Genomic DNA, 21937 nt, shown 5'->3' with positions numbered 1-21937 from the left:
TCAGCGGATGCTGTTGTCGTGCCCGCCGGAGTGCGTGGCGGTCGCCGGGATCGACTTCTGCATCTGCACGAGGAACTCGACGTTGGACTGCGTCTCCTTGAGCTTGTCGAGGATGACGCCGAGCGCGTGCTGCTGGTCGAGACCGGCCAGGGCCCGGCGCAGCTTCCACGTGATCTTCACCTCGTCAGGCGACAGCAGCATCTCCTCGCGACGCGTGGACGATGCGTTGACATCGACGGCCGGGAAGATGCGCTTGTCGGCGAGCTGGCGCGAGAGGCGCAGCTCGCTGTTGCCGGTGCCCTTGAACTCCTCGAAGATGACCTCGTCCATCTTGGATCCGGTCTCGACGAGCGCCGTCGCGAGGATCGTCAGCGAGCCGCCGTTCTCGATGTTGCGCGCAGCACCGAAGAAGCGCTTGGGCGGGTAGAGAGCCGAGGCGTCGACACCACCCGTGAGCACGCGACCCGACGTCGGTGCCGACAGGTTGTAGGCGCGGCCGAGACGCGTGATCGAGTCGAGCAGCACCACGACATCGCGGCCGAGCTCCACGAGACGCTTCGCGCGCTCGATGGCGAGTTCGGCGACCGTGGTGTGGTCCTCGGCCGGACGGTCGAACGTCGAGGCGATGACCTCGCCCTTCACCGTGCGCTGCATGTCGGTGACCTCTTCGGGGCGCTCGTCGACGAGCACGACCATGAGGTGGACCTCGGGGTTGTTCTGCGCGATCGCGTTCGCGATCTGCTGCAGCACGATCGTCTTGCCGGCCTTGGGGGGCGCGACGATGAGGCCGCGCTGACCCTTGCCGATCGGGGCGACGAGGTCGATGATGCGCTGGGTGAGCTTCTCGGGACCGGTCTCGAGACGCAGGCGCTCCTGGGGGTACAGCGGCGTGAGCTTGCCGAACTCGACGCGTCCCGCGGCATCCTCGACCGACAGGCCGTTGATCGAGTCGACCTTCACGAGCGCGTTGTACTTCTGGCGGCTCGACTGCTCGCCCTCGCGCGGCTGCTTGATCGCACCGACGACGGCGTCGCCCTTGCGCAGGTTGTACTTCTTGACCTGTCCGAGCGAGACGTAGACGTCCTGCGTGCCGGGAAGGTAGCCGGTCGTGCGCACGAACGCGTAGTTGTCGAGCACGTCGAGCACACCCGCGATCGGGATGAGGATGTCGTCGTCGTTGATCTCGGTGTCGAACTCGTCGCCACCGCCCTGGCTGCGCCGCTTGTTGCGCTGGCGGCCGCGGCCGTTCTGGCCCGACGCGTCGTCGTCATCGGGGCCGGTGTTTCCGCCCTGATTCTGACCGCCCTGGTTCTGGCCGGCCTGGTGCTGGTTGCCGCCCTGGTTCTGGCCGGCCTGGTTCTGGTTGCCCGCGGCGCCGTTCTGCGCGCCGTCCTTGTTGCGGTTGCGGTTGCGGCTGCGCGAGCGGCTGCGCGAGCGACCGGTCGACTCGCCCTCGCCGTCGCCGGCGTCGGACTTCGCCGTCTCATCGGAGGGCGTCTCGCCTTCCGCGGCCTGCTCGGCCGGGATCTCGGGAGCGTCGTCGGTCGTCGCTGCCTCGGCGGCTCCGGTCGTCGTGTCGGCGACGGGCGCAGCGTCGGCCTCGACGTCCTTCTTCACGTTGCGGCCGCGGCCACGTCCGCGGGCCGGCTTCTTCGGGGCCTCATCGGCCTCCGTCGGCTCGGTATTCGCGGCCGGCGCGGCGCCGGCAGCGGGCTGCGCCTCGGCGGCGGCCGGCGCCTCGTCCGCGGCGGGCGTAGCGGCGGGTGCGGCGTCGCTCACGGCTGCGTCGTCGTCCGCAGCGGCCGCGGCGGGCGCGTCCGTGGCGGGCTCGGCGGCGGCCGGCGTCTCGTCGGCAGCGGCGGCGGGCGCGACGTCCGTGCTCTTCGCGCGGCGCGGGGCACGCTTGCGCGGCGCCTTCGCCGGCTTCTCGGCGGGGTCGGCGGCGACGGGCTCGGCCGGCGCCTGCTCGGCAGTCGCAGCCGTCTCTTCCGGCGCGCTCTGCTCGTCGGATGCCGCTGCGGCGGACTCCGACGGGGCCTCAGCGGCGGCGACCTCGACGGTCTCCTCCTCGGGCGCCGCGTCCTCGGCCGCAGTGTCCTCGGGTGTGGGGGCCCCGGTGGGGGCGTTCGCCGCGGGCGTCTCGGCGACGGCATCCCGCTGCTCGACGACCCCGTCGGTCGGGGCGTCGACGGTCTCGTCGATCGTCAGGTTCTCGGAGTTGGACTCCACGAGTTCTCCTCTTACACGGTGGATATGACAGAACCGCGTCCGGCGCCGTCCACGGCGGGCGCCCTCCACCTGCCACACGCTTCCGGCCGACGGCACGGGGTATGGATCAGGGGTGTTCGCGGTGATTCGCAGAATTGCGACGGAGGCTCAGATCACAGTGGTGTGGAACCCTCCGTATGGTCCCTCACCATACCACCGCGCACATCGACCGCGAGCATCCGCGCATCCCACGGGGTGTCTGTGGTATTCGCGGCCACCTCGGCGGCCGCCAGGCGCTGCCCCGGGCCGTCCGCCAGCACCAGCACGCTGGGACCTGCGCCCGACACGACGGCCGCGAAACCTTCGGCCCGGAGCGCCCGGACGAGTTTGTCGGTCTCGACCATCGCCTGGGCGCGGTACGACTGGTGGAGCTTGTCCTCGGTCGCGGCGAGCAGCAGATCGGGGCTCTGCGTGAGGGCAGCGACGAGCAGCGCCGAGCGCGAGAGGTTGAAGATCGCGTCTTCGCGCGTGACCTGAAGGGGGTCGAAGCCGCGGGCGACGGATGTCGACATCGTGAAGTCCGGCACGAACACCAGCGGCGCGACGCCGCGGTGCACGAGAAGCTTCTTGTGCTGCGGACCGTGCTCGTCGACCCACGCGATCGTGAGGCCGCCGAACAGCGCGGGCGCGACGTTGTCGGGATGTCCCTCGAGCTCGGTCGCGAGACGCAGCAGAGCATCGGCACCGATCTCGACGTCGCCCGCGAGCAGTCCCTTGGCCGCGAGCAGCCCCGACACGACCGCGGCCCCCGACGACCCCATGCCGCGCCCGTGCGGGATGGCGTTGCGGGCCTCGAGGCGGACGCCGGGCATCGTCCGGCCGAACGCCTCGTACGCATAGGCCATCGCCCGCACGACCAGGTGCGAGGCATCGGTGGGCACATCGGCGGCACCCTCGCCCGACACCGTGATCTCGAGGCCGGGCTCGGGCAGCTCGGTGACGATCAGCTCGTCGTAGACGCTGAGAGCGAGTCCGAGCGTGTCGAAGCCCGGACCGAGGTTGGCGCTCGTCGCGGGAACGCGGACCTGGACCGACCGGCTCATGCCGTCGCCTGCGGTGCGAGATCGAGGACGGAGGCCACTTCCGAGGTCGTCGCGTCGACGACGATCGGCTCGGCGTCGGTGCCGTCGGCATTGCGCAGCGCCCACTGCGGGTCCTTCAGGCCGTGACCGGTGACGGTGAGCACGACCTTCGCACCGGCGAGGATGACGCCCGCCTCGGCCCGGTCGAGGAGACCCGCGACGGTGATCGCGGAGGCGGGCTCGACGAACACGCCGGCGGTGCTGGCGAGGAGCTTCTGCGCGGCGAGGATGCGGGTGTCGTCGATGGCGCCGAACCATCCCTGGGTCGCATCCCGCGCCTCGAGGGCGAGACTCCACGACGCAGGATTGCCGATGCGGATCGCGGTCGCGATCGTGTCGGGGCTCTTCACGACCTCCCCGCGCACGAGCGGCGCCGAGCCGGCCGCTTGCAGGCCGAACATCCGCGGGACGCGCGTCGCGGCACCGCGTGACGCCTCGTCGCGATAGCCGCGCGCGTGCGCGGTGTAGTTGCCGGCATTGCCGACGGGGACGAAGTGGAAGTCCGGCGCGTCGCCCAGTTGCGAGACGATCTCGTAGGCGGCGGTCTTCTGTCCGTCGATGCGGTCGGGGTTGACCGAGTTGACCAGGTGCACCGGGTAGTGGTCGGCGAGTTCGCGCGCGATCTCGAGGCAGTCGTCGAAGTTGCCGCGGATCTGGATGAGCGTGCCGCCGTGCGCGACGGCTTGGCTCAGCTTGCCCATCGCGATCCGGCCCTCGGGGACGAGGACGGCGGCCGTGATCCCGGCGTGCGCCGCGTACGCCGCCGCCGAAGCGGAGGTGTTGCCCGTCGAGGCGCAGATGACGGCCTCGGCCCCGTGCTCGACCGCGCGGGAGAGCGCCACCGTCATGCCGCGGTCCTTGAAGGAGCCGGTGGGGTTCATCCCCTCGAACTTCACCCAGACGTCGGCGCCGGTGAGGCGTGACAGCTCGCGTGCGGGGACGAGAGGCGTGCCGCCTTCGCCGAGGCTGACGACCGTCGAGGAGTCGGTCACGTCGAGGCGATCCGCGAACTCGCGCATCACGCCCTGCCAGAGATGAACCACCTCAGTCCCCCTCCACCCGCAGCACCGAGACCACGCGCTGAACGACGCCGCTCTCGCCGAGCGAGGCGACCGCGTCGCTGAGGTCCTGCTCGCGGGCCGTGTGCGTCCCGATCACCAGACGCGCCGTCTGCACGTCGCCTGCCGTGACGATCGTCTGCTCGAGCGTGGCGACCGAGACGCGTCCGTCGCTGAGCAGTCCCGCCACCGCGGCGAGCACGCCCGGGCGGTCTTCCACCTCGAGGGTGATCTGGTACCGCGTGGTCACGTGGCCGATGGGAACGACGGGCAGGTTGGCCCGCGTGGATTCGCCCACGCCGACGCCGCCGGCGATGTGACGGCGGGCCGCCGACACCACGTCGCCGAGGACCGCCGACGCGGTCTGCACGCCACCGGCGCCCGCACCGTAGAACATCAGGTCGCCCGCCGCCTCGGCCTGCACGAACACGGCGTTGTTGGCGCCGTGCACGCTCGCGAGCGGGTGCTCACGCGGCACGAGTGCGGGGTACACGCGCACGGAGATGGTCTCGCCCGAGGGAGACACCTCGGCGTTGGAGAGCCGCTCGCAGACGGCGAGGAGTTTGATGACGTATCCGGCCTTGCGGGCGGCATCCATCATGTCGGCGTCGATCCGGGTGATGCCCTCGCGATGGACGGCGTCCAGCGGCACCGCGGTGTGGAAGGCCAGCGACGCGAGGATCGCCGCCTTCTGCGCCGCGTCATAACCTTCGACGTCGGCCGTGGGGTCGGCTTCGGCGTACCCGAGGGCCTGCGCATCGGCGAGCACGTCGGCGAAGTCCGAGCCCTCGCGGTCCATCCGGTCGAGGATGTAGTTCGTCGTGCCGTTGACGATGCCCATGATGCGCTGCACCCGGTCTCCGGCGAGCGAGTCGCGCAGCGGTCGGATGATCGGGATGGCGCCGGCAGCAGCCGCCTCGTAGTAGATCGACGCGCCGACCTGGTCGGCCGCCTCGAACAGCTCGGGGCCGTGCGTGGCGAGCAGGGCCTTGTTCGCCGTCACGATGTCGGCACCGGCGCCGATCGCCTTCAGGATGCTCGTGCGAGCGGGCTCGATGCCGCCCATCAGCTCGATGACGATGTCGGAGCCGACGAGCAGCGACTCGGGGTCCGTCGTCAGCAGCTCGCGCGGCAGGTCGACGTCTCGGGGCGCGTCGAGGTCGCGCACCGAGATCCCGATGAGGTCGAGGGCGGCCCCGGCCCGGTCGGCGAGCTCGTCTTGGTGCTTGAGCAGCAGCGCGGCGACCTGCGAGCCGACGGCGCCGGCTCCGAGCAGGGCCACGCGCAGGCGGCGGTAGTCCGTCACTTCGACTCGCTCCGTTCGCTCAGTACGTCGCATTCGGCTCCTTCTGTGGGAATGCCCGCATCGCGGGCGAGCAGGTCGTCGATCGTCTCGCCGCGGACGATCACCCGCGCGCGGCCGTTCGAGACGGCGACGACGGGCGGGCGCGGGACGTAGTTGTAGTTGCTGGCGAGTGAGAAGCAGTAGGCGCCCGTCGCGGGAACGGCCAGCAGGTCGCCCGGAGCGACGTCGGCCGGCAGGTACTCGGCGTCGACGACGATGTCCCCCGACTCGCAGTGCCGCCCGACGACGCGCGCGAGCGCCGCGGGTGCGACGCTGGTGCGGTTCGCCACGCGGGCCGAGTAGGCCGCGCCGTAGAGGGCCGGACGCGCGTTGTCGCTCATCCCGCCGTCGACGCTCACGTAGAGCCGTTCGAGGTCGTCGCTGACGCGCACCGGCTTGGTGGTGCCCACCTCGTACAGGGTCACACCGGCCCGGCCGACGATCGCTCGGCCGGGCTCGAAGGCGAGGGCCGGGAGCGGGATGCCGTGGACGGCGCACTCGCGGGCGACGGCCGCGACGATGCCGTCGGCCAGTTCCTCGATCGGAGTCGGGTCGTCCACGCTCGTGTAGGCGATTCCGAAGCCGCCGCCGAGATTCAGCATGGGCACGTCGCCGCCCGCGAGCAGGCGGGCGTGGACGGCCACGAGGCGCGAGGCCGACTCGGCGAAGCCCGCGGTGCCGAAGATCTGCGATCCGATGTGGCAGTGCAGCCCGATGAAGCGCAACGACGGGAGTTCGCGGATGCGGGCGACGACCGCCTCGGCATCGGTGAGTGCGAAGCCGAACTTCTGGTCCTCGTGCGCCGTCGCGAGGAAGTCGTGCGTCTCAGCGTGCACACCGCTGTTGACGCGGACGAGCACGGGCTGAACCGCGCCGCGAGCCGCAGCGATCTCGGCGAGTCGGTCGATCTCGACGAGGCTGTCGACGATGACGGAGCCGATGCCGAGCTCGACGGCGCGTGTGAGTTCGAGACGTGACTTGTTGTTGCCGTGCAGCCCGATACGGGTCGGGTCGGCGCCCGCTGCGGTCGCGACCGCGAGCTCTCCTCCGGTCGCGACATCGACCGCGAGCCCCTCGGCCGTCACCCAGCGCACGATCTCGGTGCTCAGGAACGCCTTGCTCGCGTAATAGACGCGCGCGGTCGTGCCCTGTCGGGCGGCCGCGTCGTCGAAAGCCTCGCGGACGCGTCGCGCTTGAGCCACGACGGCGTCCTGGTCGAGCACGTACAGCGGTGTGCCGAACTGCTCGGCGAGGTCGGTCGCGGTGACACCGCCGATCGTCAGCGTTCCGGCGTCATCACGCCCAGCGAGCGGCGGCCAGACCGATTCGACGAGCTCGTTGGCGTCGTCGGGAGGGAGCAGCCATTCCGGCACGGCAGGACGGACGTCGGACGCGGACACGGGAACACCAATCGGGAGAGACGCTGACCACGCGGCAGACGGGGCCGCGACGGTGCCGCCAGTCTAGGACACGCGCCGTGCGGGCCCGGCTCGCGTGACGCCCGGCGTCGGACGCTCCGGCGGGCCGCGACGTCACGGGCGTCGACGCGTCAATGCCGCGAGGAGACGTCGCCCTCCCCCACCAGACGCGCGACCGCACGCCGCACGCGGGCGGCCCGAGCGGCATCCGACGGGGCGCTCAGTATGGGGTGCAACACGGAGTACCGGGCTGCCGCGCCGAGGGCCGCGAAGCGTCGCGATGCCTCGGGCTCGTCCGCCAGCGCCGCCTCCAGGTCCGGCGGCACGGCTGCGGAGGCCTGCCCCGCGTAGGCACGGTCCCAGCGGCCGTCGGCACGCGCGCGGTCGATCTCGCGCTGCCCACGCGGACGCATCCGTCCCTCGGCGACGAGTCGCTGGATCAGCCCGACGTTGCGCTCGGACCAGATCGAGCGGGCTCGGCGCGGAGTGAACAGCTGCAGGAAGGTGCTCGCGTCGCGCGCGTTCCGTCGGCCGTCGATCCAGCCGCTGCAGAGCGCCTCCTCCAGCGCCTCGGCGTACGTCAGCGACGTCGGGAGCACGACGTCTTTCTTGGCGAGGACCAGCTGCACACCGTCGGATGCCGTTTCGTTCGCGTCGAGCCACGCGCGCCACGCCGCGGCATCCGCCACGATCAGTGGCGCGGGGCGCGCATCACCCGCTGCTGTCATGAGCCCTCCCGGGTCAGCCGCAGGTGCCTTCGGCCTGGAGCGAGGCGTCGCGGATGATCGCCCCGTCGACATCGACCTCCGCCACCAGCGCACCCGGCTCCACTCGGACCTCGCGCAGCGTCAGCCCGGCGGGCAGCCGATCTCGGATGCAGATGGGGTAGTCGCGCACGACACCGTCGGTGACGGAGCCGAAGCGGTCACGCAGCGCGTCTCCGGTCAACTCGGCATTGCCCAGCCGCACCGCCGTCGGCGTCAGCACGATGTCGCCGTCGACGGCGCTCGGCGCCAGGTCGAGGCCCACCGCCACCGAGACCGCGAAGATCGGCATCTCGACCTCCACCGTCACGTTCGGGGGGTCCAGCACCAGCCCGGCCCCCGAGACGCCGGATACCTGCGAGAGCAGGGTCTCGAGCTGGTCCTCCGCGAAGACGACGGTGGCGTCGGCGGACCCGATGTCGCCGTCGCCGCGGATCGGCACATCGCTCGCACGCACCAACACGTCGGCGAGGACGTCTCCGAGGGGCACGTCGTCGCTCGCGATGTCGAGGCGTTCGAGGCGCCCTCCGATGACCTGCGGGAGCACCGGCTCGTCGAACCCGACGTCGATCTGCTGGTCCTCCGGCAGTGCGAGCTGGGTGATCACCTGCTCGCGCACGGTGTTGGTCAGGATGCTGCGCGTGACGCTCTCGGCGATGAACCAGGCCGCGACCGCGAGGCCGATGACCACGATGAGCGCGATGAGCCACGGGAGTGCGCGGCGCCGGCGGCGCGCGGGAGCGGCGGTCGCCTCGGGGAGCGGAAGGGTCGGTTGGGCGTCACCGCTCACGTCGGTCACATCCGCTCGGGAGCGCTGACGCCCAGCAGGTCGAGACCGTTTCGCAGCACCTGACCCGTCGCGTCGTTGAGCCAGAGCCGCGTGCGGTGGAGGTCGGTGACCTCCTCGTCGCCCAGCGGCGTGACCCGGCACGTGTCGTACCAACGGTGGTAGAGGCTCGCGAGCTCTTCGAGGTAGCGGGCCACGCGGTGCGGCTCGCGCAGCTCGGCCGCGAACGCGACGATGCGGGGGAACTCCTGCAGCGCCCCGAGCAGCGCCGACTCGGTCTCGTGGTCGAGCATCTCCGGAGCGAACGCGTCGCGCGCCACGCCCGAGTCGGCGGCATTGCGCGCGACGTTGTGCGTGCGGGCGTGGGCGTACTGCACGTAGAACACGGGGTTGTCGTTCGTGCGCTTCTGCAGGATCTCGGGGTCGAGCGTCAGCGGCGAGTCCGCGGGGTAGCGGGCGAGGGAGTAGCGCAGTGCGTCGGTGCCGAGCCAGTCGCGCAGGTCGTCGAGCTCGATGATGTTGCCGGCGCGCTTGGACAGCCGTGCGCCGTTGATCGACACCAGCTGGCCGATCAGCACCTCGATGTCCTTCTCGGGGTCGTCGCCCGCCGCGCCCGCGAGCGCCTTCAGGCGGTGGACGTAGCCGTGGTGGTCGGCGCCGAGGAGGTAGATCTTGTGCGCGAACCCGCGGTCGCCCTTGTTGAGGTAGTACGCCGCGTCCGCGGCGAAGTAGGTGTATTCGCCATTGGAGCGGCGGATGACGCGGTCCTTGTCGTCGCCGAAGTCGGTCGTTCGCACCCACACGGCGTCGTCCTGGTCGAAGACGTGCCCCTGCGCGCGCAGGCGGTCGACGGCCTGGTCGACGAGACTCGGGCCGCCGTCGGCGGGACTCGCGTGGAGCAGACGCTCGCTGAAGAACACATCGAAGTGCACGTTGAACTTCTCGAGCGAGTCCTTCAGATCCGCCATCTGGAGCTCGTAGCCGAGGTCGAGCGCGACCTGCTCCTGCTCCTCCTGCGCCAGCTCGAGCAGATCGGGCCGGGCCGCGAGCACGCGCCGCGCGAGGTCGTCGATGTAGGCACCGGGGTAGCCGTCCTCGGGCGTGGGCTCGCCCTTCGCGCTGGCGAGCACCGACCGCCCGAAGCGCTGCATCTGCGCGCCGGCGTCGTTGATGTAGAACTCGCGCACCAGCTCTGCGCCGCTCGCGAGCAGGAGGCGCGCGATGGCATCGCCGAGAGCGGCCCACCGCGTGTGGCCGATGTGCAGCGGCCCCGTGGGGTTGGCGCTGACGAACTCGAGGTTGATGGAGTTGCCGGCCTGACTGTCGTTGCGGCCGAACGCGTCGCCCGCCTCGACGATCTGGCGAGCGAGGGCGCCCGCGGCAGCGGCATCCAGGCGGATGTTGATGAAGCCGGGGCCGGCGACCTCGACGGATGCCACACCCGGAGTCTCGGCGAGCGCCGCGGCGATCTCGGCGGCGAACTCGCGCGGGTTCGCGCCGACCCGCTTCGCGAGCTTCATCGCGGCGTTGGAGGCCCAGTCGCCGTGATCGCGGTTCTTGGGGCGCTCGAACACGAAATCGGCGGCGCTGAGGCCATCGCTCGACCCGGGGCGTCGCGCCTCGGCGAGCGGGGCGACGACGGACAGGAGGGCTTCGGCGAGGGCATCGGGATTCATAGCCCTCCGATTCTAGGCGCGCCACCGTGCCCCGACGATGAACGCGGGACCCGACGAGATCAGGCGATGGTGACGAACGCCTCGTGGTCGTCGCGAGCCGGGTCGTCGAACGCGGCATCGCCCCCCGCGACCTCGGCGTCGACCCGGAGGTGCGTGAGGGCGACGTTGCCGCCGTAGAAGCTCAGGAATGCGCAGTCGGCGGCATCCCGTCCGGTCGCGATGCGTACGAGGCCGCGACGGTTCGACAGTCGCGTCGCGTCGACGACGTGCCAGGCACCGTCCAGGTACGCCTCGGCGACCGCATGGAAGTCCATGGGGCGCAGTCCGGGCGCGTAACAGGCGGCATAGCGGGCGGGCACGTCCATCGCGCGCAGCAGCGCGATGACCAGGTGGGCGTAGTCGCGGCACACACCCTGACCGCTCGCGAGGGTCGTGACCGCCGAGTCGGTGCCGAGGCTGAGTCCCGGCGCGTACGTCGTGCTGGTGGCGACGAAGTCGCTGATCGCCGAGACGAGCTCGCGCCCCTGCAGACCGCGGAACTGCCGTCGCGCGTGCGCGAAGACCTCGTCGGACTGGGCATAGCGGCTCGGACGCAGATAGGTGATCGTCTCGAGCTCGTTCGTCGGTGCGGGATCGGCGATGCCGTCGACGACGGCCCGATACCGGACCGCGATCGTTCCGGCCTCGCCCGCGATGCGGTGGATGCGGCTCCCGCCCGTGACGGCGGGCGGGTCGAGGATCTCCGTCGCTGGCAGCTCGCGGCCTTCGAGCGTGATGCTCAGCAGCTCCTCGCGCATCGACGCCGTGCGGGATGCCGCGATCTGCAGGATGACATCGACGGGACCGCTCAGCTGGAGGTCGAGCTCGGCGGTCAGGATGCGCTGCACCGGGTAATCCTCGCACGCGCGACAGGGCTGACGGGCCGGCGCCGACAGCGGTCATGGCAGGCTGGAGTGCGACCCGCGTGTGCGTCCTCTCCGGTCGGATGACGTACCCTCAGCGTGTGCAGAGCCGAAGCGCCCGTCCCCGTAGCAGAACCGTATGGGCCGTTTCGGCGATCTCGGCGGCCGTCGTCGCCCTGGCGCTGACGGCATTCCTCCGTCCGTGGGCGGCCCCGACCGCCACCCCGGTTGCGGCCGCAGCCGGGCCGGTCGCCGCGAACGATGCGCCCCTCCTCGCGCTGCCGCCCCAGGCTCGCGTGCTCGTCTTCGGCGACTCGTGGACCTACGGCTCGGCGGCATCCGACCCGTCCCTCGGATACGCGTACGTGATCGCCGAGCGCACGGGCTGGACGACAATCGTCGACGGCGTGCGCGGCAGCGGCTATCTCAAGCCCGGCATCGACGGTCCGGCGTTCGGCGACCGGATCGCCGCGCTCGACCCGACGCTCGACCCTGATCTCGTCATCGTGCAGGGCTCCATCAACGATCGGAAGCAGGGCGCCGAAGGTTACCGGGATGCCGTGAACGCGGCGTGGGACGCCCTCGCGGCCACCTATCCCGACGCGCGCATCGTGGTGCTCGGTCCGGCACCGCAGGTGCTCCCGATCGAGACCGAGACCGCGCGTATCGACCGCGACCTCGCCGACCTCGCCGCCGCGCGCGGCTGGTGGTACCTCTCCCCCATCGCCGAGCAGTGGATCACCGACGCCAACTATCTCGAGGTCATCGACACGAGCGCGACGGGTCGCGACCACCCCTCCACCGCGGGCCACGCGTACCTCGCCGACCGCCTCGCGGCAGACATCGCGGCGATCAGCGAGGCACCCGTCGTCGCAGCCGAGCCCGCCCCGGAACCGCTCGTTCCCTGACCCACGTGGTCGAGTCGTCACCGCGCGCGGTGATAGTCTCGATCGGCACGCCTCCGTAGCTCAGGGGATAGAGCGTTGGTTTCCGGTACCAAAGGTCGCTGGTTCGATTCCAGTCGGGGGCACAGACGGGAGAAGGGGAGTCGGTTCGCCGGCTCCCCTTCTCCGTACCCAGCGGCGTGATTGAAGCCTCAGCCGGCGAGATGGATGCCGAAGTCCGTCCGGCCGGGATGGATGTCGCTGCGGAGCGCCCGCGTTTCCCGGTAGTCGCCGTCTCGCAACGCCCGGTATCGACGCGGCGTCTCGCTGCCCAGGCCCGCGATGCGTGCGCGCAGGCGCTCGGCCTCGCGGTCGACGCCCGCGGCATCCAGCCCGTCGGCGTCGTACACCACGTGCAGGTCGAGCGTCTCGATGCCGACGTACCACAGGGCTCCGTGGGTGAGCGGGAACAGGAGCGAGCCGAGGTCGCCGCTGATGCCGCGTTCGCCGATGGAGCGCTCGTCCTCGCCCACGGTGACGACGACGAGCGCTCGCCGGCCTGACAGTCCGCCGTCGCCGTATCGCCGCGGCACCCCGAGCTCGTGGTCCATGTCGCCGTAGGCGAAGCCGTTGGTGAGCACGCGATCGATCCAGCCCTTGAGGATCGCGGGAGGGCCGTACCACCACAGCGGGAACTGCAGCACGAGCAACTCGGCTGCGGCGAGCTTGCGCTGCTCTACAAGCACGTCGTCGGGGAACGGGGTCGCGCCGTACTCCCCTCCCGCCGGGCCGGAAGCCGTGCCGAGGGTGACGTCGAGCTCGCTGTCGGGAAACACCGGGTTGAAACCCTGTGCGTAGAGGTCGGATGTCGCCACGGTGCGCGTCTGCGACAGTTCGGCGACGCCCTCGCGGAACAGTCGTGCGTTGAACGAGGACGAGCGCGGGTGAGCGAGCACCCAGTGTGCCGCGCCGGGCGTGGAATCGTGCGAGATAGTCATGCTGCCTCCGGTCGGTCGGCGGATGGGTCGGCGAGTGCGCGCAGCACGCGGGAGAGCGAGGACCGCGCCGATGCGGCGCTGATGCGGTGTTCGAGCACCGCTCGCGCGAGAGCGTCGCCGGCGCCGATGACAGCCCGCGCCGCGGCGTGATCGAGCCGGCCACCGCAGGTCGCGAGCGCGTCGCGGCACAGCGCGAGGTAGGCGTCCTCCGCCTCGCGGCGCACCTCGGCGAGCGTCGCCGAGCCGGCCAGCGCCGACACGACGTCGGCGAGCTCATGCCCCTCGGCGAGCGAGCAGTCGATGTAGGCGCCCGCCACGGCGGCGCAGACCGAGCCGAGCGTCGGGTCCGCACCCGCCAGGGCGGCGGTCAGAGTCGCGCGCTGCTGCTCCTCGAACGCGCGATAGAGCTCGGCGAGCGCGCCGGCGCGGTCGCCGAAGTGGTCGTAGACGATCGGCTTGGTCACTCCCGCGCGCTCGGCCAGACGCCCGAGGGTGAACTGGTCGGTCCCCGCGTCGCGGATCAGTTCACGGGCGGCGGCGAGCAACTGCGTCCGACGCTCGTGTCGCGGCATCCGACGCCGCGGTTCTTCCTCGTTCATCTCACCCCCCTAAGTTACTGACAGTAGCTTAACGGGGCATAGCCTACGCGGACGGCTTGGGCGTCGCCCTTGTCCGCCCGGGCGGCCATGCGCGAGCGGTCGACGAACATGTACAGCCCGGGTCGAGCGCATCGAACTCCCTCGGCGAGGCCTCAGCACCCTGTTAGGTTTCTCTCGTGCCGATCGACGACAACGAGACTCCGCGCGCTGCGCGCGCCGTGAGCCGCCGGTCGGTCCTGCTGGGAACCGTGGCAGCGGGCTCGCTGGTGCTGGCATCCGCGGTGCCGGCGCAAGCGCTCACCTACACGATCAAGACACCCGCCGAGCACGCTGCGCTGCCGATCACCTGGGGCTACCCCTTCGCCACTCGCGCCTCACGCGGGTCAGGAGTGGATGGCTACCCGGGCCAGACCTACAGCGGTCACATCGGCGCGGACTACTACGTGACGCCGCGCATCGGAACGACGATCCTCGCGGTCGCCGACGGCACCGTGACGGCCGTCGGCGACGACGGGGACCTCGGTCGCGGCGTCTTCGTCGTCGTCCAGCATGCGGCCGGCGTGCGCTCGGAGTACCTGCACATGGAACGAGGTAGCCCCCGAGTCAGCGTGGGCCAGCGGGTGTTCCGTTGGACGCCGCTCGGACGCACCGGCAACACCGGCGACGTCCGCCCCCGGACCGTCAGCAACGCGCACCTGCACCTGGCGATCTTCTCCGGACCGCACCGCACAGGCACCGTGTGGAACCCGGCCTGGCTGATCGAGACGGCACCATTGCCGGTCACTTCCGCCACCGACGCGACCCCCGTATACCGGTTCTGGAGCGCATCGAACGACAAGCACTTCTGGACCGCCGACGCGGCCGAGCGTGACAACGTCGTCGCCCGGTGGCCGCACATCTGGACGCTCGAGGGGCCCGCCTACTCGGCGTTCACGTCCCCCGCACCGGGAACCGTGCCGCTGTACCGCTTCTGGAACCGATTGCTGGACGGGCACTTCTATACCGCGAACACAGCCGAGCGCGACGACGTCATCGCCCGTTGGTCTGACACGTGGAAATACGAGGGCGTAGCCTTCTACGTCTATCCCGTCGGCTCGGCAGCAGCCGGTACGGTCACCGTCGCTCGATTCCTGAACCGGCAACGAGGACACCACTTCTACACGGCTGACGCCGCGGAGCGTGACACGGTCATAGCGCGCTGGCCGCACATCTGGTACTACGAGGGCGACAACTTCCGAGTGCCGACCAGTAGCAACGGATTCTGACGAGCGAGGAGAGCCACGTGGCGACAACAAGGCCCATATCGCAATTTCTTGCGCCACTGGGCGCCCTGCTCGCGGCGGCGACCCTGACTCTGGCGGGATGCGCGACGCCGAACGCAGGTGGTGCGGATGCCGCTGCTCCCGCCGCTCCCTCACCGGCGCAGACATTGACGAGTCCGGTCCCCTCTGACACGCCGATTGCCACGGAGACACCCACGCCCGAGCCGTCGCCCGCGGTCATCAAGCGGTCGACGATGGAACTGCTGGATGCGTGCCTCGCAGCCGTCGGAGAGGACAACGACCCGGCATCCGAGCAGCTGAGCCGATCGACGATCGAAAGCGACCGCGCGCGCTCGGCGTTCCGGCCGGACGGGCTCTGGTACGTCGTCGTTCCTGTCGACGACCCCACCGTAGACGTGCGCGTCGAATATGCATGCCTGCTCACGACCGACCTGGCGGTCGACTCGAGCTGGGGCCGCATCGCCCCCGACTCCGATGATTTCGATCAGTGGTCCTCCGCGACCGAGCCGGCCGACGGCCTGTGACTCGCTGAACGGCAGCCGCCCCGACGAACGCCGAAACGCCCGGAGAGGAGCTCTCCGGGCGTTCGGCTGGGGTCTTCAGGACTTCTCGTCTTCTTCCGGCTCGAACGTCGAGGCGGTTCCGGTGTGGCCGGCGGCCACCCCGTCCGGGTCGCTGGGGATCGTGCCATCCTTGCCGAGCCCGCCCGGCTCGCGCGTCCCCTCGCTGTCGGTGTCCGACGTCGACACCTCGACATCGGGACCCTCGTAAGCGTTCTCGTCGGTTTCACGACTCGTGTCGTCGTGGCTCATGTCGTTCTCCTTCTCTCTGCTGACGGCCGGGGCCGTCCGGTCTCAGATGAACGGGGCGAGCGCGCCGGCGGTGAGGGCGAGCGCCCCCGCAACGGCACCCGATGCAGTGGCGGTCATGCGCAGCTGCTGGCGCACGCGAGTCTTACGTGCGCGGTTGCCCGGCGCATCGGTGGTGAGCAGCGAGCGCTGCGCTTCCTTCAGCGTCGCGTAGCGCCCGATGGGCGTCGCGTGCCCGTCGAGGGCGATGAAATGCCCGTCGGATGAGGTGTCGATCGAGCCGACGAACTCCCCGTCGGTCGAAGCCACGTAGAACCCGGGCGCGACGGTTGACCAGGTGATGGTGCGGGCACTGAGGATGCGCGGCGCACCCTGACCGCGTTCGAGCAGAGTCACGCTGCGGCCGCCATCTCGGTGCGAGCCGTCGCGGCGCGTCCCGTCGCGGAGGTGGCGATCGGTGTGGCCGCGGGTCCTGCGAAGTCAGCGAGGTCGACGACGAGACCCACCGATGAGCTCGCGGCGCGCGCCATCTCGTTCAGAAGCACCGAGTCGAGCTTGTCGGCGTCCGCCGACTCGAAGACGAAGCGCAGCGGGATCGAGGGCTGCAGCCAGATCGTCGACCGTCCTGCAGCACTGTCGGCACCGTGGCGCCACGTGAGCGTGAAGCTCTCCGAGCGGCGCAGCTTGGTCGCGGCGAGCACCTTGAGGTGCGCGAGCAGACGGTCCGGGATCTCGATCGACTCGGACGCGTTGCCGTAGAAAAGCTGGCCCATGGTGGCTCCTCACACATGCTGGATGACTTGATCGAAACGCTACTAGGTGGGCAAGTATCTCGTCAAGTTAGATATCTGGTAAGCTATAACCACAAGCCAGGACCGCGGAGGTGTACACATGACGGGCTTCTTCTACGACAGCGACCGCGAGCGTGCGACCAGCGCTCTCGAGGCGCTGCGGCTGTATCAAGCCGCCGAGGCGGCGATGCGCCGGCGCACGCGCGAATCGATGTCGATGGGTGAGAACGAACTCCTCGTCGTACGACAGCTGCTTCGTGCACAGTCGCGAGGCGTCCAGGTCAAGCCCGGCGATGTCGCGAAGTACCTGGGCATCTCGACGGCCAGCACGACGAGTCTGCTCGACCGACTCGAGACCGCCGGCTATCTCCGCCGCGTGCCCCACCCGAGCGATCGTCGCAGTGTCTATCTCGAGCCGACCGAGCGGGCGGACGACGAGGTCAGGTCCACGTTGTCCGCGATGCACGACCGCATGCACCAGGTCGCCCACGACACGACTCCCGAGGCGACCGAGGCCGTCATCGACTTCCTTTCGCGGATGCAGGATGCCGTCGACTCCGTCGAGCCGACCCCCACCCTGCAACGCGGTGCCGGAGCGACCCGCGTCGGCTGACCGGTCACCTCCGCCGCGGCTGACACGACGGGCACCACCAGGTCCGCCGGCGCTCGGGATCGCCGGCTGTCTCGGATCGCACCCTGATCGGAGTGCCGCAGCGGAGGCACGGCTTGCCGGCTCTGCCCACCACCCAGTGCGCACTCCCCCGCCGCGTGCTGCCGGTCGTCACCTGATACATCGCCGGAACCGTCGCCGAGAGCCGGAGCACTCGTGCCGCGCGCTCCACGAGCGACGTCGCGTCGGCGATGCCGATGGGATCGAAGGGGTGGATGCCGGAGAGGAACGCGAGCTCGTTGACCCAGAGATTGCCGAGTCCGGCGAGGTTTCGCTGGTCCAGGAGCGCTGCGACGAACATCCGCTCCGGCCGACGGCCGAGGCGGCGCACCGCCTCGGCCGCATCCCAGTCGTCGCGCAGTGGATCGGGGCCGAGGTGCGCGAGAGCCGCGGGGACGTCGCGGGCACGCAGCAGGTCGACCACCGGCATGTCGATGCCCCACAGGGTGCTGCCGTCGTCGAACTCCGCTCGCACCCGGACGGCGGGGCGCACCCGTACCGGAAGCGACCGGCCCGGCCGGGTCACCGTCCAGGATCCCTGCATCAACAGGTGGGTATGCAGCGCGAAATCCGGATCGAGCCAGGTGATGAGGTGCTTGCCATGCGTCTCGAGACCCGCGATCCGCCAGCCGGCGAGCGACGACCCCGCCGCCGTGCCGGAGCGCAGCTCACCGGCCACAATGCGCCTCCCCGACACCTGGCCACGCAGGCGCGCCGCGAGCCGGAAGACGCTGTCACCTTCGGGCACGGTCGCCTCCCCGGTTCACGCGAGCCTCATGCGCCCAGTGTGCCGCGCTCTAGCCCCGCTCCGGCGATTGGTCAACTGTTCGATATCGGACCCGCAGCGGATCACGATGGCGTCATGACTGAGATCACCGCACATAAGGGCCTCTTCAACGACGTCGAACTGCACGTCGACGACACCGGCGGTTCCGGCCGACCGGTCGTACTCATCCACGGCTGGCCGCTGTCGGCGGAGTCGTGGTCGGAGCAGATCCCCGCGCTGACCGCCGCCGGTTACCGCGTCGTCGCTTACGACCGCCGTGGTTTCGGCCGCAGCGACAAGCCGCGCTCGGGCTACGACTACAACACGTTCGCTCAGGACCTGGCATCCGTCCTCGACACCCTCGACCTGCGCGACGTGACCCTCGTCGGCTTCTCCATGGGCGGCGGCGAGGTGGCACGCTACATCGCCAACCACGGACAGGACCGCCTGCGAAGCGTCGTCTTCGCCGCCGCGGTGCCGCCGTATCTCGCTCAGACGTCGGACAACCCCGACGGCCCGCTCACGCAGGAGGCCGCCGACGAGATGGAGAACGGCCTGAGCAGTGACGAGGCGACCTTCTACGACGGCTTCACGACCCAGTTCTTCTCGGTCGACGGCGAGCTCAAGGTCACCGAGGAGCAGCGTCAGGAGGCGCTCGCCCTCACCCGCCAGGCCGACCACCACGCGGCACTGAAGGCCATGGAGGCGTTCGGCACCACCGACTTCCGCCGCGACCTCGACGCGGTGACGGTTCCGGCGCTCATCATCCACGGCGACGGTGACGGCACCGTCCCCTTCGAGGGGTCGGGCAAGCGCACGCACGAGCAGCTGCCGGGAAGCGAGCTCGTGCTCATTGAGGACGCGCCGCACGGTCTCAACGTCAGCCACGCCGGCGAGTTCAACGCCGCGCTGCTCGCGTTCCTCGCGAAGTAACCGGCTTCCGACACGAAGAAGAGGGCCGTCCCGCGATGTGCGGGACGGCCCTCTTGACTTCGGCGGGAACGCTCAGAGCTCCAGCTTCTCGTTGCGCCCCTCGTAGGTCTCGCCGGTGATCTTCGACTTGATCAGGCCGATGGCCGTGGCGATGCGGCCGCCGGCGCTGCTCCAGTACTCGCCCGACACGGCTTCGACGCGCAGAAGGGTGATGCGGGGGTCGTCGGGTCCGTCGGGGAACCACGCCTCGAGCGTGCTCGACCAGTAGTGCTCGAGCCGGGCGCGGTCGTCGACGACGGATGCCTCACCGGCGAGCGACACCCAGGCGTCGTCCTTGCTCAGCGCGACGCCCACGACGGGACGGGCCGACACCTGCGTCACGACCGACGAGCCGCGGTCGACGACGAACCACAGGTCACCGTCGAACTCGGCCTCCTGGACAGTCAGCGGACGCGCCGTCAGTTTTCCCGACGCGTCGATCGTCGTCACCATCGCGAACCGGAACTCCGGCAGCAGTTCGGCGAGGATCGCCCGCGGGTCTTCGTTTTCGCTCATCGTGTCTCCTTGCGTAGGACTTCTCCGTCGTGGTCGCCCCAGGCTGTCACCACGACGCCCGGCCCGTCGCTGTCTTGACACCGGCGGACCGCGCGGCTCCGCGGAACACCGGCGATCAGGGCATCATCCGCCCGAGGGGTTGTCCAGCGGCTGTCCGCCGTCGTCTGTCGTGGTGTCGACGTCGGTCGCGGAGTCATCGTCCGGGGCCGGTTCGTTGGGCGCCGCGCTCGGCGCGCCCGGGAACGCGGAGGCGCCGCCCGTCGCGGTGCCGGTCTCGACATCGTCGCCGGGCACATCCGAGCCGTCGAATTCGTTGCCCTCGTCGTGCGGCATTCGGGGATCGCTCATCAGGTCGTCCTTTCGTCGATTGCGTACTGGCGACGGTACGCCCGGGGTGCACCGGAGGTGAGGGCGTTGACAGGGCGCACCTCGGGATCATCCCCCAGTCGGATGCCTGTCAGCCGCACGACCGACGCGCTCGCGGGTCACCGCTCCGTAGCGTCGGATCGTGACCACAGCGCCCCTCTCATCTCTCGACCGCATCCACGTCGCCGCCGGCCGCGGCCGGGCCGTGCTCGGCGCGATCCTGGGCAACATCGTCATTCTCGGGATCATCGCCGCCGCCGCCCTGGTCGTGCCGATCGCGGCTGTCCTCGCGTTCGGCCCCGCCCTCTTCGCCCGCCTGTGATCCCGCATGAGCAGACGGCCGTCCACTCGGGACGAGCTTCAATCCGATGACGGCCACGATGACGCCGGCGATGAAGACGACCTTGCCCGGCGCGAACGGCTCGGCGCCGGTCGCCATGGCCCAGCCGACCGTCAGCGCGGCTCCCGCACCCACCCAGACCGCGTAGGCCGTACCGATCGGGATCTGCTTCATCGCCCGGCCCAGTCCGAGCATGCTGAGCAGAAGACCGAAGACGAACACGACGGTCGGCAGCGGTCGGCTGAGCCCTTCCGACTGGCCGAGCGCCGTCGCCCAGACGGCCTCGCAGACGGCGCTGGCGAGGAGGATCACCCAGGCCACCTCAGCTCACCACCTTCAGGCCGATGACGCACGCGACGAGCAGCAGGAGCAGGAGGATGCGCGCGAGCGAGGCCCGTTCACGCCGCGTGACCATCGCCCACACGACCGTCAGCGTCGCGCCGACACCGACCCAGACCGCGTAGGCCGTCCCCGTCGGCAGCTGGGTCATCGCCAGCGCGAGACCCGCCATGCTGCCCGTGAGGGCGACGACGAACAACAGCGCGGGTCGTCTGCGACGGAAGCCTTCGGATGCGGCGAGCGCCGACGCCCACACCGCCTCGAGAACACCGGATGCGATCAGGATCACCCATGCCATGACAGACCTGTCCGAGTCAGTCTTGTCAGGTGCGGGTACTGCTCCCTCGTCCGCGGGCCCACGCCCGGGGCCCCGCGTCGCAGCGTAGCCCAAACGTCTGTGCACCCGCTGGGCAGGTCGCCTCGTGGCCGCCGCGGACGAGCCCGATCAGGGTGCGGGGACCAGGAAGAGCCCATCGAGCAGCCCCGGGTTGTGCGCGTGGACGAGCACGCCGAACACGACCGCATCGAAGAGGAGGTGCACCGTCACGACGTAGGCGAGCGACCGGGTGCGCAGGAAGATGTAGCCCTGCAGCAGCGCGAACGGGATCGTCAGGGCTGGGCCCCACGCCCGGTACCCGAGCTCCCACAGGAACGAGACGAAGACGATCGCCTGCAGGACGTTCGCCGAGACGTCCGCGAAATGACGCCGCAGCAGGGCGAAGCAGGTGCAGATGAAGAACAGCTCGTCCCAGATACCCACGGCGCCGACGCCGACGAACAGGCGTGCGATGAGATCGGGAGTGTCGACGACCGGCCAGTTCGTGTAGACGCCGGAGGTGATGAAGTAGAACGGCAGGATCAGCCAACCGAGCGCGAGGACGGCGGCCAGCCACACCCACTGGAAGGTGCTCCACCGCCCGCCCCCGCGCCAGGGGAAGCGGATGGCGTGGTCACGGTAGACGAAGCGCGAGACCAGGTACGGCAGCAGCACCGCTCCTCCGAGGGCGAGCGTGAACCTCAGCATCGCGAGGTTGTCGAGCTCGGCCTTCAGGTCGATGAGGCTCACCACGACGAGCCCCAGTGCGATGAGCGAGAGGTCGCGCGCCAGCGAGGGGCGGGCCGTCTCGCTCACCCGCCACCGGTCGACGCCCAGGGCGGCGACGAGCCCGGCGACGAGGAGCGCCCACCCGAGCCACGGCTGCAGCAGCACGAAGAATGCGGGGGCCGCGAGGCACACCAGCAGCGCCGGCACGGTGCTGGCCGAGAGGTAGGGACGGGCGGCGAGACCCGGGTGCGTCTTCACG

24 protein-coding genes, 1 tRNA gene, 1 pseudogene and 1 riboswitch are annotated in these 21937 nt (G+C 70.5%); of the genes and pseudogenes, 6 read left to right on the top strand and 20 right to left on the bottom strand.

Annotated elements, in window-relative coordinates; all coding sequences use genetic code 11:
• The 9 genes from rho to ACPYN5_RS02355 form a co-directional block, all read right to left on the bottom strand.
• On the bottom strand, positions 1-2229 hold the full coding sequence (gene rho, locus ACPYN5_RS02395) for a transcription termination factor Rho (protein ID WP_424447381.1): 2229 nt from the start codon (positions 2227-2229) through the stop codon (positions 1-3).
• Between the two features lie 152 nt (positions 2230-2381).
• Positions 2382-3311 carry a homoserine kinase gene (thrB, locus tag ACPYN5_RS02390; RefSeq protein WP_424447380.1) on the bottom strand — a complete coding sequence of 310 codons (930 nt, stop codon included), beginning with the start codon at positions 3309-3311 and terminating at the stop codon, positions 2382-2384.
• Entirely contained in the window at positions 3308-4393 is a 1086-nt protein-coding gene (thrC, locus tag ACPYN5_RS02385; protein ID WP_424447379.1) for a threonine synthase, read from the bottom strand. The genes thrB and thrC overlap by 4 nt, the downstream gene beginning before the upstream one ends.
• A 1-nt stretch (position 4394) precedes the next feature.
• Positions 4395-5714, bottom strand: coding sequence for a homoserine dehydrogenase (locus tag ACPYN5_RS02380; protein WP_424447378.1), 1320 nt, complete (start codon positions 5712-5714; stop codon positions 4395-4397).
• On the bottom strand, positions 5711-7153 hold the full coding sequence (gene lysA / locus ACPYN5_RS02375; RefSeq protein WP_424447377.1) for a diaminopimelate decarboxylase: 1443 nt from the start codon (positions 7151-7153) through the stop codon (positions 5711-5713). The genes ACPYN5_RS02380 and lysA overlap by 4 nt, the downstream gene beginning before the upstream one ends.
• Positions 7154-7302: 149 nt before the next feature.
• Positions 7303-7899, bottom strand: coding sequence for a YdeI/OmpD-associated family protein (locus ACPYN5_RS02370; RefSeq protein WP_424447376.1), 597 nt, complete (start codon positions 7897-7899; stop codon positions 7303-7305).
• 13 nt (positions 7900-7912) lie between these two features.
• On the bottom strand, positions 7913-8725 hold the full coding sequence (locus ACPYN5_RS02365; protein ID WP_424447375.1) for an LmeA family phospholipid-binding protein: 813 nt from the start codon (positions 8723-8725) through the stop codon (positions 7913-7915).
• A 5-nt stretch (positions 8726-8730) separates the two neighbouring features.
• Entirely contained in the window at positions 8731-10398 is a 1668-nt protein-coding gene (locus ACPYN5_RS02360; protein ID WP_424447374.1) for an arginine--tRNA ligase, read from the bottom strand.
• Positions 10399-10457: 59 nt separating this feature from the next.
• Entirely contained in the window at positions 10458-11285 is an 828-nt protein-coding gene (locus ACPYN5_RS02355) for a transglutaminase-like domain-containing protein (RefSeq protein WP_424447373.1), read from the bottom strand.
• Positions 11286-11401: 116 nt separating this feature from the next.
• Between ACPYN5_RS02355 and ACPYN5_RS02350 the strand changes: the two genes are divergently transcribed.
• Positions 11402-12208: an SGNH/GDSL hydrolase family protein gene (locus tag ACPYN5_RS02350; RefSeq protein WP_424447372.1), complete on the top strand. Its 807-nt coding sequence runs from the start codon at positions 11402-11404 to the stop codon at positions 12206-12208.
• A gap of 49 nt (positions 12209-12257) precedes the next feature.
• Positions 12258-12330: transfer RNA gene (locus ACPYN5_RS02345), tRNA-Arg, on the top strand.
• 66 nt (positions 12331-12396) lie between these two features.
• On the opposite strand, the gene ACPYN5_RS02340 is transcribed toward ACPYN5_RS02345, so the two are convergent.
• Positions 12397-13182 (bottom strand): NAD(P)H-dependent oxidoreductase, encoded by a 786-nt coding sequence (locus ACPYN5_RS02340; RefSeq protein WP_424447371.1) that lies wholly within the window; start codon positions 13180-13182, stop codon positions 12397-12399.
• Positions 13179-13781 (bottom strand): TetR/AcrR family transcriptional regulator, encoded by a 603-nt coding sequence (locus tag ACPYN5_RS02335; protein WP_424447370.1) that lies wholly within the window; start codon positions 13779-13781, stop codon positions 13179-13181. Before ACPYN5_RS02335 ends, ACPYN5_RS02340 begins: the two co-directional genes overlap by 4 nt.
• 176 nt (positions 13782-13957) lie before the next feature.
• On the opposite strand from ACPYN5_RS02335, the gene ACPYN5_RS02330 reads away from it, so the two are divergent.
• Positions 13958-15046, top strand: coding sequence for a peptidoglycan DD-metalloendopeptidase family protein (locus ACPYN5_RS02330; RefSeq protein ID WP_424447369.1), 1089 nt, complete (start codon positions 13958-13960; stop codon positions 15044-15046).
• A 251-nt stretch (positions 15047-15297) separates the two neighbouring features.
• Complete coding sequence (locus tag ACPYN5_RS02325; RefSeq protein ID WP_424447368.1) at positions 15298-15588, top strand: hypothetical protein; 291 nt, start codon at positions 15298-15300, stop codon at positions 15586-15588.
• 75 nt (positions 15589-15663) lie between these two features.
• On the opposite strand, the gene ACPYN5_RS02320 is transcribed toward ACPYN5_RS02325, so the two are convergent.
• From ACPYN5_RS02320 to ACPYN5_RS02310, 3 genes are read right to left on the bottom strand one after another with little or no spacing between them, the layout of a single operon-like run.
• Positions 15664-15876, bottom strand: a complete 213-nt coding sequence (locus ACPYN5_RS02320; protein ID WP_424447367.1) for a hypothetical protein — start codon at positions 15874-15876, stop codon at positions 15664-15666.
• Between the two features lie 42 nt (positions 15877-15918).
• A complete protein-coding gene (locus ACPYN5_RS02315; protein ID WP_424447366.1) occupies positions 15919-16269 on the bottom strand; it encodes a peptide ABC transporter permease in 351 nt (116 codons plus the stop codon).
• Positions 16266-16646, bottom strand: coding sequence for a DUF7882 family protein (locus ACPYN5_RS02310; RefSeq protein WP_424447365.1), 381 nt, complete (start codon positions 16644-16646; stop codon positions 16266-16268). The genes ACPYN5_RS02315 and ACPYN5_RS02310 overlap by 4 nt, the downstream gene beginning before the upstream one ends.
• A 118-nt stretch (positions 16647-16764) precedes the next feature.
• Between ACPYN5_RS02310 and ACPYN5_RS02305 the strand changes: the two genes are divergently transcribed.
• The gene (locus ACPYN5_RS02305) at positions 16765-17277 is read left to right on the top strand and encodes a MarR family winged helix-turn-helix transcriptional regulator (protein WP_424447364.1); all 513 of its coding nucleotides are present in this window, start codon (positions 16765-16767) and stop codon (positions 17275-17277) included.
• A gap of 4 nt (positions 17278-17281) precedes the next feature.
• Here ACPYN5_RS02305 and ACPYN5_RS02300 read toward each other — a convergent pair whose 3' ends face one another.
• Positions 17282-18082, bottom strand: a complete 801-nt coding sequence (locus tag ACPYN5_RS02300) for a DNA-formamidopyrimidine glycosylase family protein (RefSeq protein ID WP_424447363.1) — start codon at positions 18080-18082, stop codon at positions 17282-17284.
• A 114-nt stretch (positions 18083-18196) separates the two neighbouring features.
• Here ACPYN5_RS02300 and ACPYN5_RS02295 point away from each other — a divergent pair, with 114 nt between their 5' ends.
• The gene (locus ACPYN5_RS02295) at positions 18197-19033 is read left to right on the top strand and encodes an alpha/beta fold hydrolase (RefSeq protein ID WP_424447362.1); all 837 of its coding nucleotides are present in this window, start codon (positions 18197-18199) and stop codon (positions 19031-19033) included.
• A 72-nt stretch (positions 19034-19105) separates the two neighbouring features.
• On the opposite strand, the gene ACPYN5_RS02290 is transcribed toward ACPYN5_RS02295, so the two are convergent.
• The 5 genes and pseudogenes from ACPYN5_RS02290 to ACPYN5_RS02270 form a co-directional block, all read right to left on the bottom strand.
• A complete protein-coding gene (locus ACPYN5_RS02290) occupies positions 19106-19588 on the bottom strand; it encodes a pyridoxamine 5'-phosphate oxidase family protein (protein ID WP_424447361.1) in 483 nt (160 codons plus the stop codon).
• A 123-nt stretch (positions 19589-19711) separates the two neighbouring features.
• The gene (locus ACPYN5_RS02285) at positions 19712-19936 is read right to left on the bottom strand and encodes a hypothetical protein (RefSeq protein ID WP_424447360.1); all 225 of its coding nucleotides are present in this window, start codon (positions 19934-19936) and stop codon (positions 19712-19714) included.
• A 358-nt stretch (positions 19937-20294) separates the two neighbouring features.
• Positions 20295-20615 (bottom strand): annotated as a pseudogene (locus ACPYN5_RS02280) (DMT family transporter); the annotation flags it as partial.
• Position 20616: 1 nt separating this feature from the next.
• The gene (locus ACPYN5_RS02275) at positions 20617-20931 is read right to left on the bottom strand and encodes a DMT family transporter (RefSeq protein ID WP_424447359.1); all 315 of its coding nucleotides are present in this window, start codon (positions 20929-20931) and stop codon (positions 20617-20619) included.
• A gap of 10 nt (positions 20932-20941) precedes the next feature.
• Positions 20942-21007: riboswitch (guanidine-III (ykkC-III) riboswitch) on the bottom strand.
• A gap of 71 nt (positions 21008-21078) precedes the next feature.
• Entirely contained in the window at positions 21079-21936 is an 858-nt protein-coding gene (locus tag ACPYN5_RS02270) for a CPBP family intramembrane glutamic endopeptidase (protein ID WP_424447675.1), read from the bottom strand.
• Position 21937 lies beyond the last annotated feature (1 nt).

It is taken from the genome of Microbacterium arborescens, assembly GCF_049707515.1.
Classification (GTDB): Bacteria; Actinomycetota; Actinomycetes; order Actinomycetales; family Microbacteriaceae; genus Microbacterium; species Microbacterium arborescens_B.
The sequence above is the reverse complement of the archived record's forward strand: the minus strand, read 5'-3'. Positions and strand labels throughout refer to the sequence as shown.

What these genes read in the sequence shown, in the direction of transcription:
- thrB (WP_424447380.1), bottom strand. Translation starts at nt 3,311, where the DNA reads ATGAGCCGGTCGGTCCAGGTCCGCGTTCCCGCGACGAGCGCCAACCTC.
- ACPYN5_RS02370 (WP_424447376.1), bottom strand. Translation starts at nt 7,899, where the DNA reads ATGACAGCAGCGGGTGATGCGCGCCCCGCGCCACTGATCGTGGCGGAT.
- ACPYN5_RS02360 (WP_424447374.1), bottom strand. Translation starts at nt 10,398, where the DNA reads ATGAATCCCGATGCCCTCGCCGAAGCCCTCCTGTCCGTCGTCGCCCCG.
- ACPYN5_RS02340 (WP_424447371.1), bottom strand. Translation starts at nt 13,182, where the DNA reads ATGACTATCTCGCACGATTCCACGCCCGGCGCGGCACACTGGGTGCTC.
- ACPYN5_RS02335 (WP_424447370.1), bottom strand. Translation starts at nt 13,781, where the DNA reads ATGAACGAGGAAGAACCGCGGCGTCGGATGCCGCGACACGAGCGTCGG.
- ACPYN5_RS02325 (WP_424447368.1), top strand. Translation starts at nt 15,298, where the DNA reads ATGGAACTGCTGGATGCGTGCCTCGCAGCCGTCGGAGAGGACAACGAC.
- ACPYN5_RS02320 (WP_424447367.1), bottom strand. Translation starts at nt 15,876, where the DNA reads ATGAGCCACGACGACACGAGTCGTGAAACCGACGAGAACGCTTACGAG.
- ACPYN5_RS02310 (WP_424447365.1), bottom strand. Translation starts at nt 16,646, where the DNA reads ATGGGCCAGCTTTTCTACGGCAACGCGTCCGAGTCGATCGAGATCCCG.
- ACPYN5_RS02305 (WP_424447364.1), top strand. Translation starts at nt 16,765, where the DNA reads ATGACGGGCTTCTTCTACGACAGCGACCGCGAGCGTGCGACCAGCGCT.
- ACPYN5_RS02295 (WP_424447362.1), top strand. Translation starts at nt 18,197, where the DNA reads ATGACTGAGATCACCGCACATAAGGGCCTCTTCAACGACGTCGAACTG.
- ACPYN5_RS02290 (WP_424447361.1), bottom strand. Translation starts at nt 19,588, where the DNA reads ATGAGCGAAAACGAAGACCCGCGGGCGATCCTCGCCGAACTGCTGCCG.
- ACPYN5_RS02285 (WP_424447360.1), bottom strand. Translation starts at nt 19,936, where the DNA reads ATGAGCGATCCCCGAATGCCGCACGACGAGGGCAACGAATTCGACGGC.
- ACPYN5_RS02275 (WP_424447359.1), bottom strand. Translation starts at nt 20,931, where the DNA reads ATGGCATGGGTGATCCTGATCGCATCCGGTGTTCTCGAGGCGGTGTGG.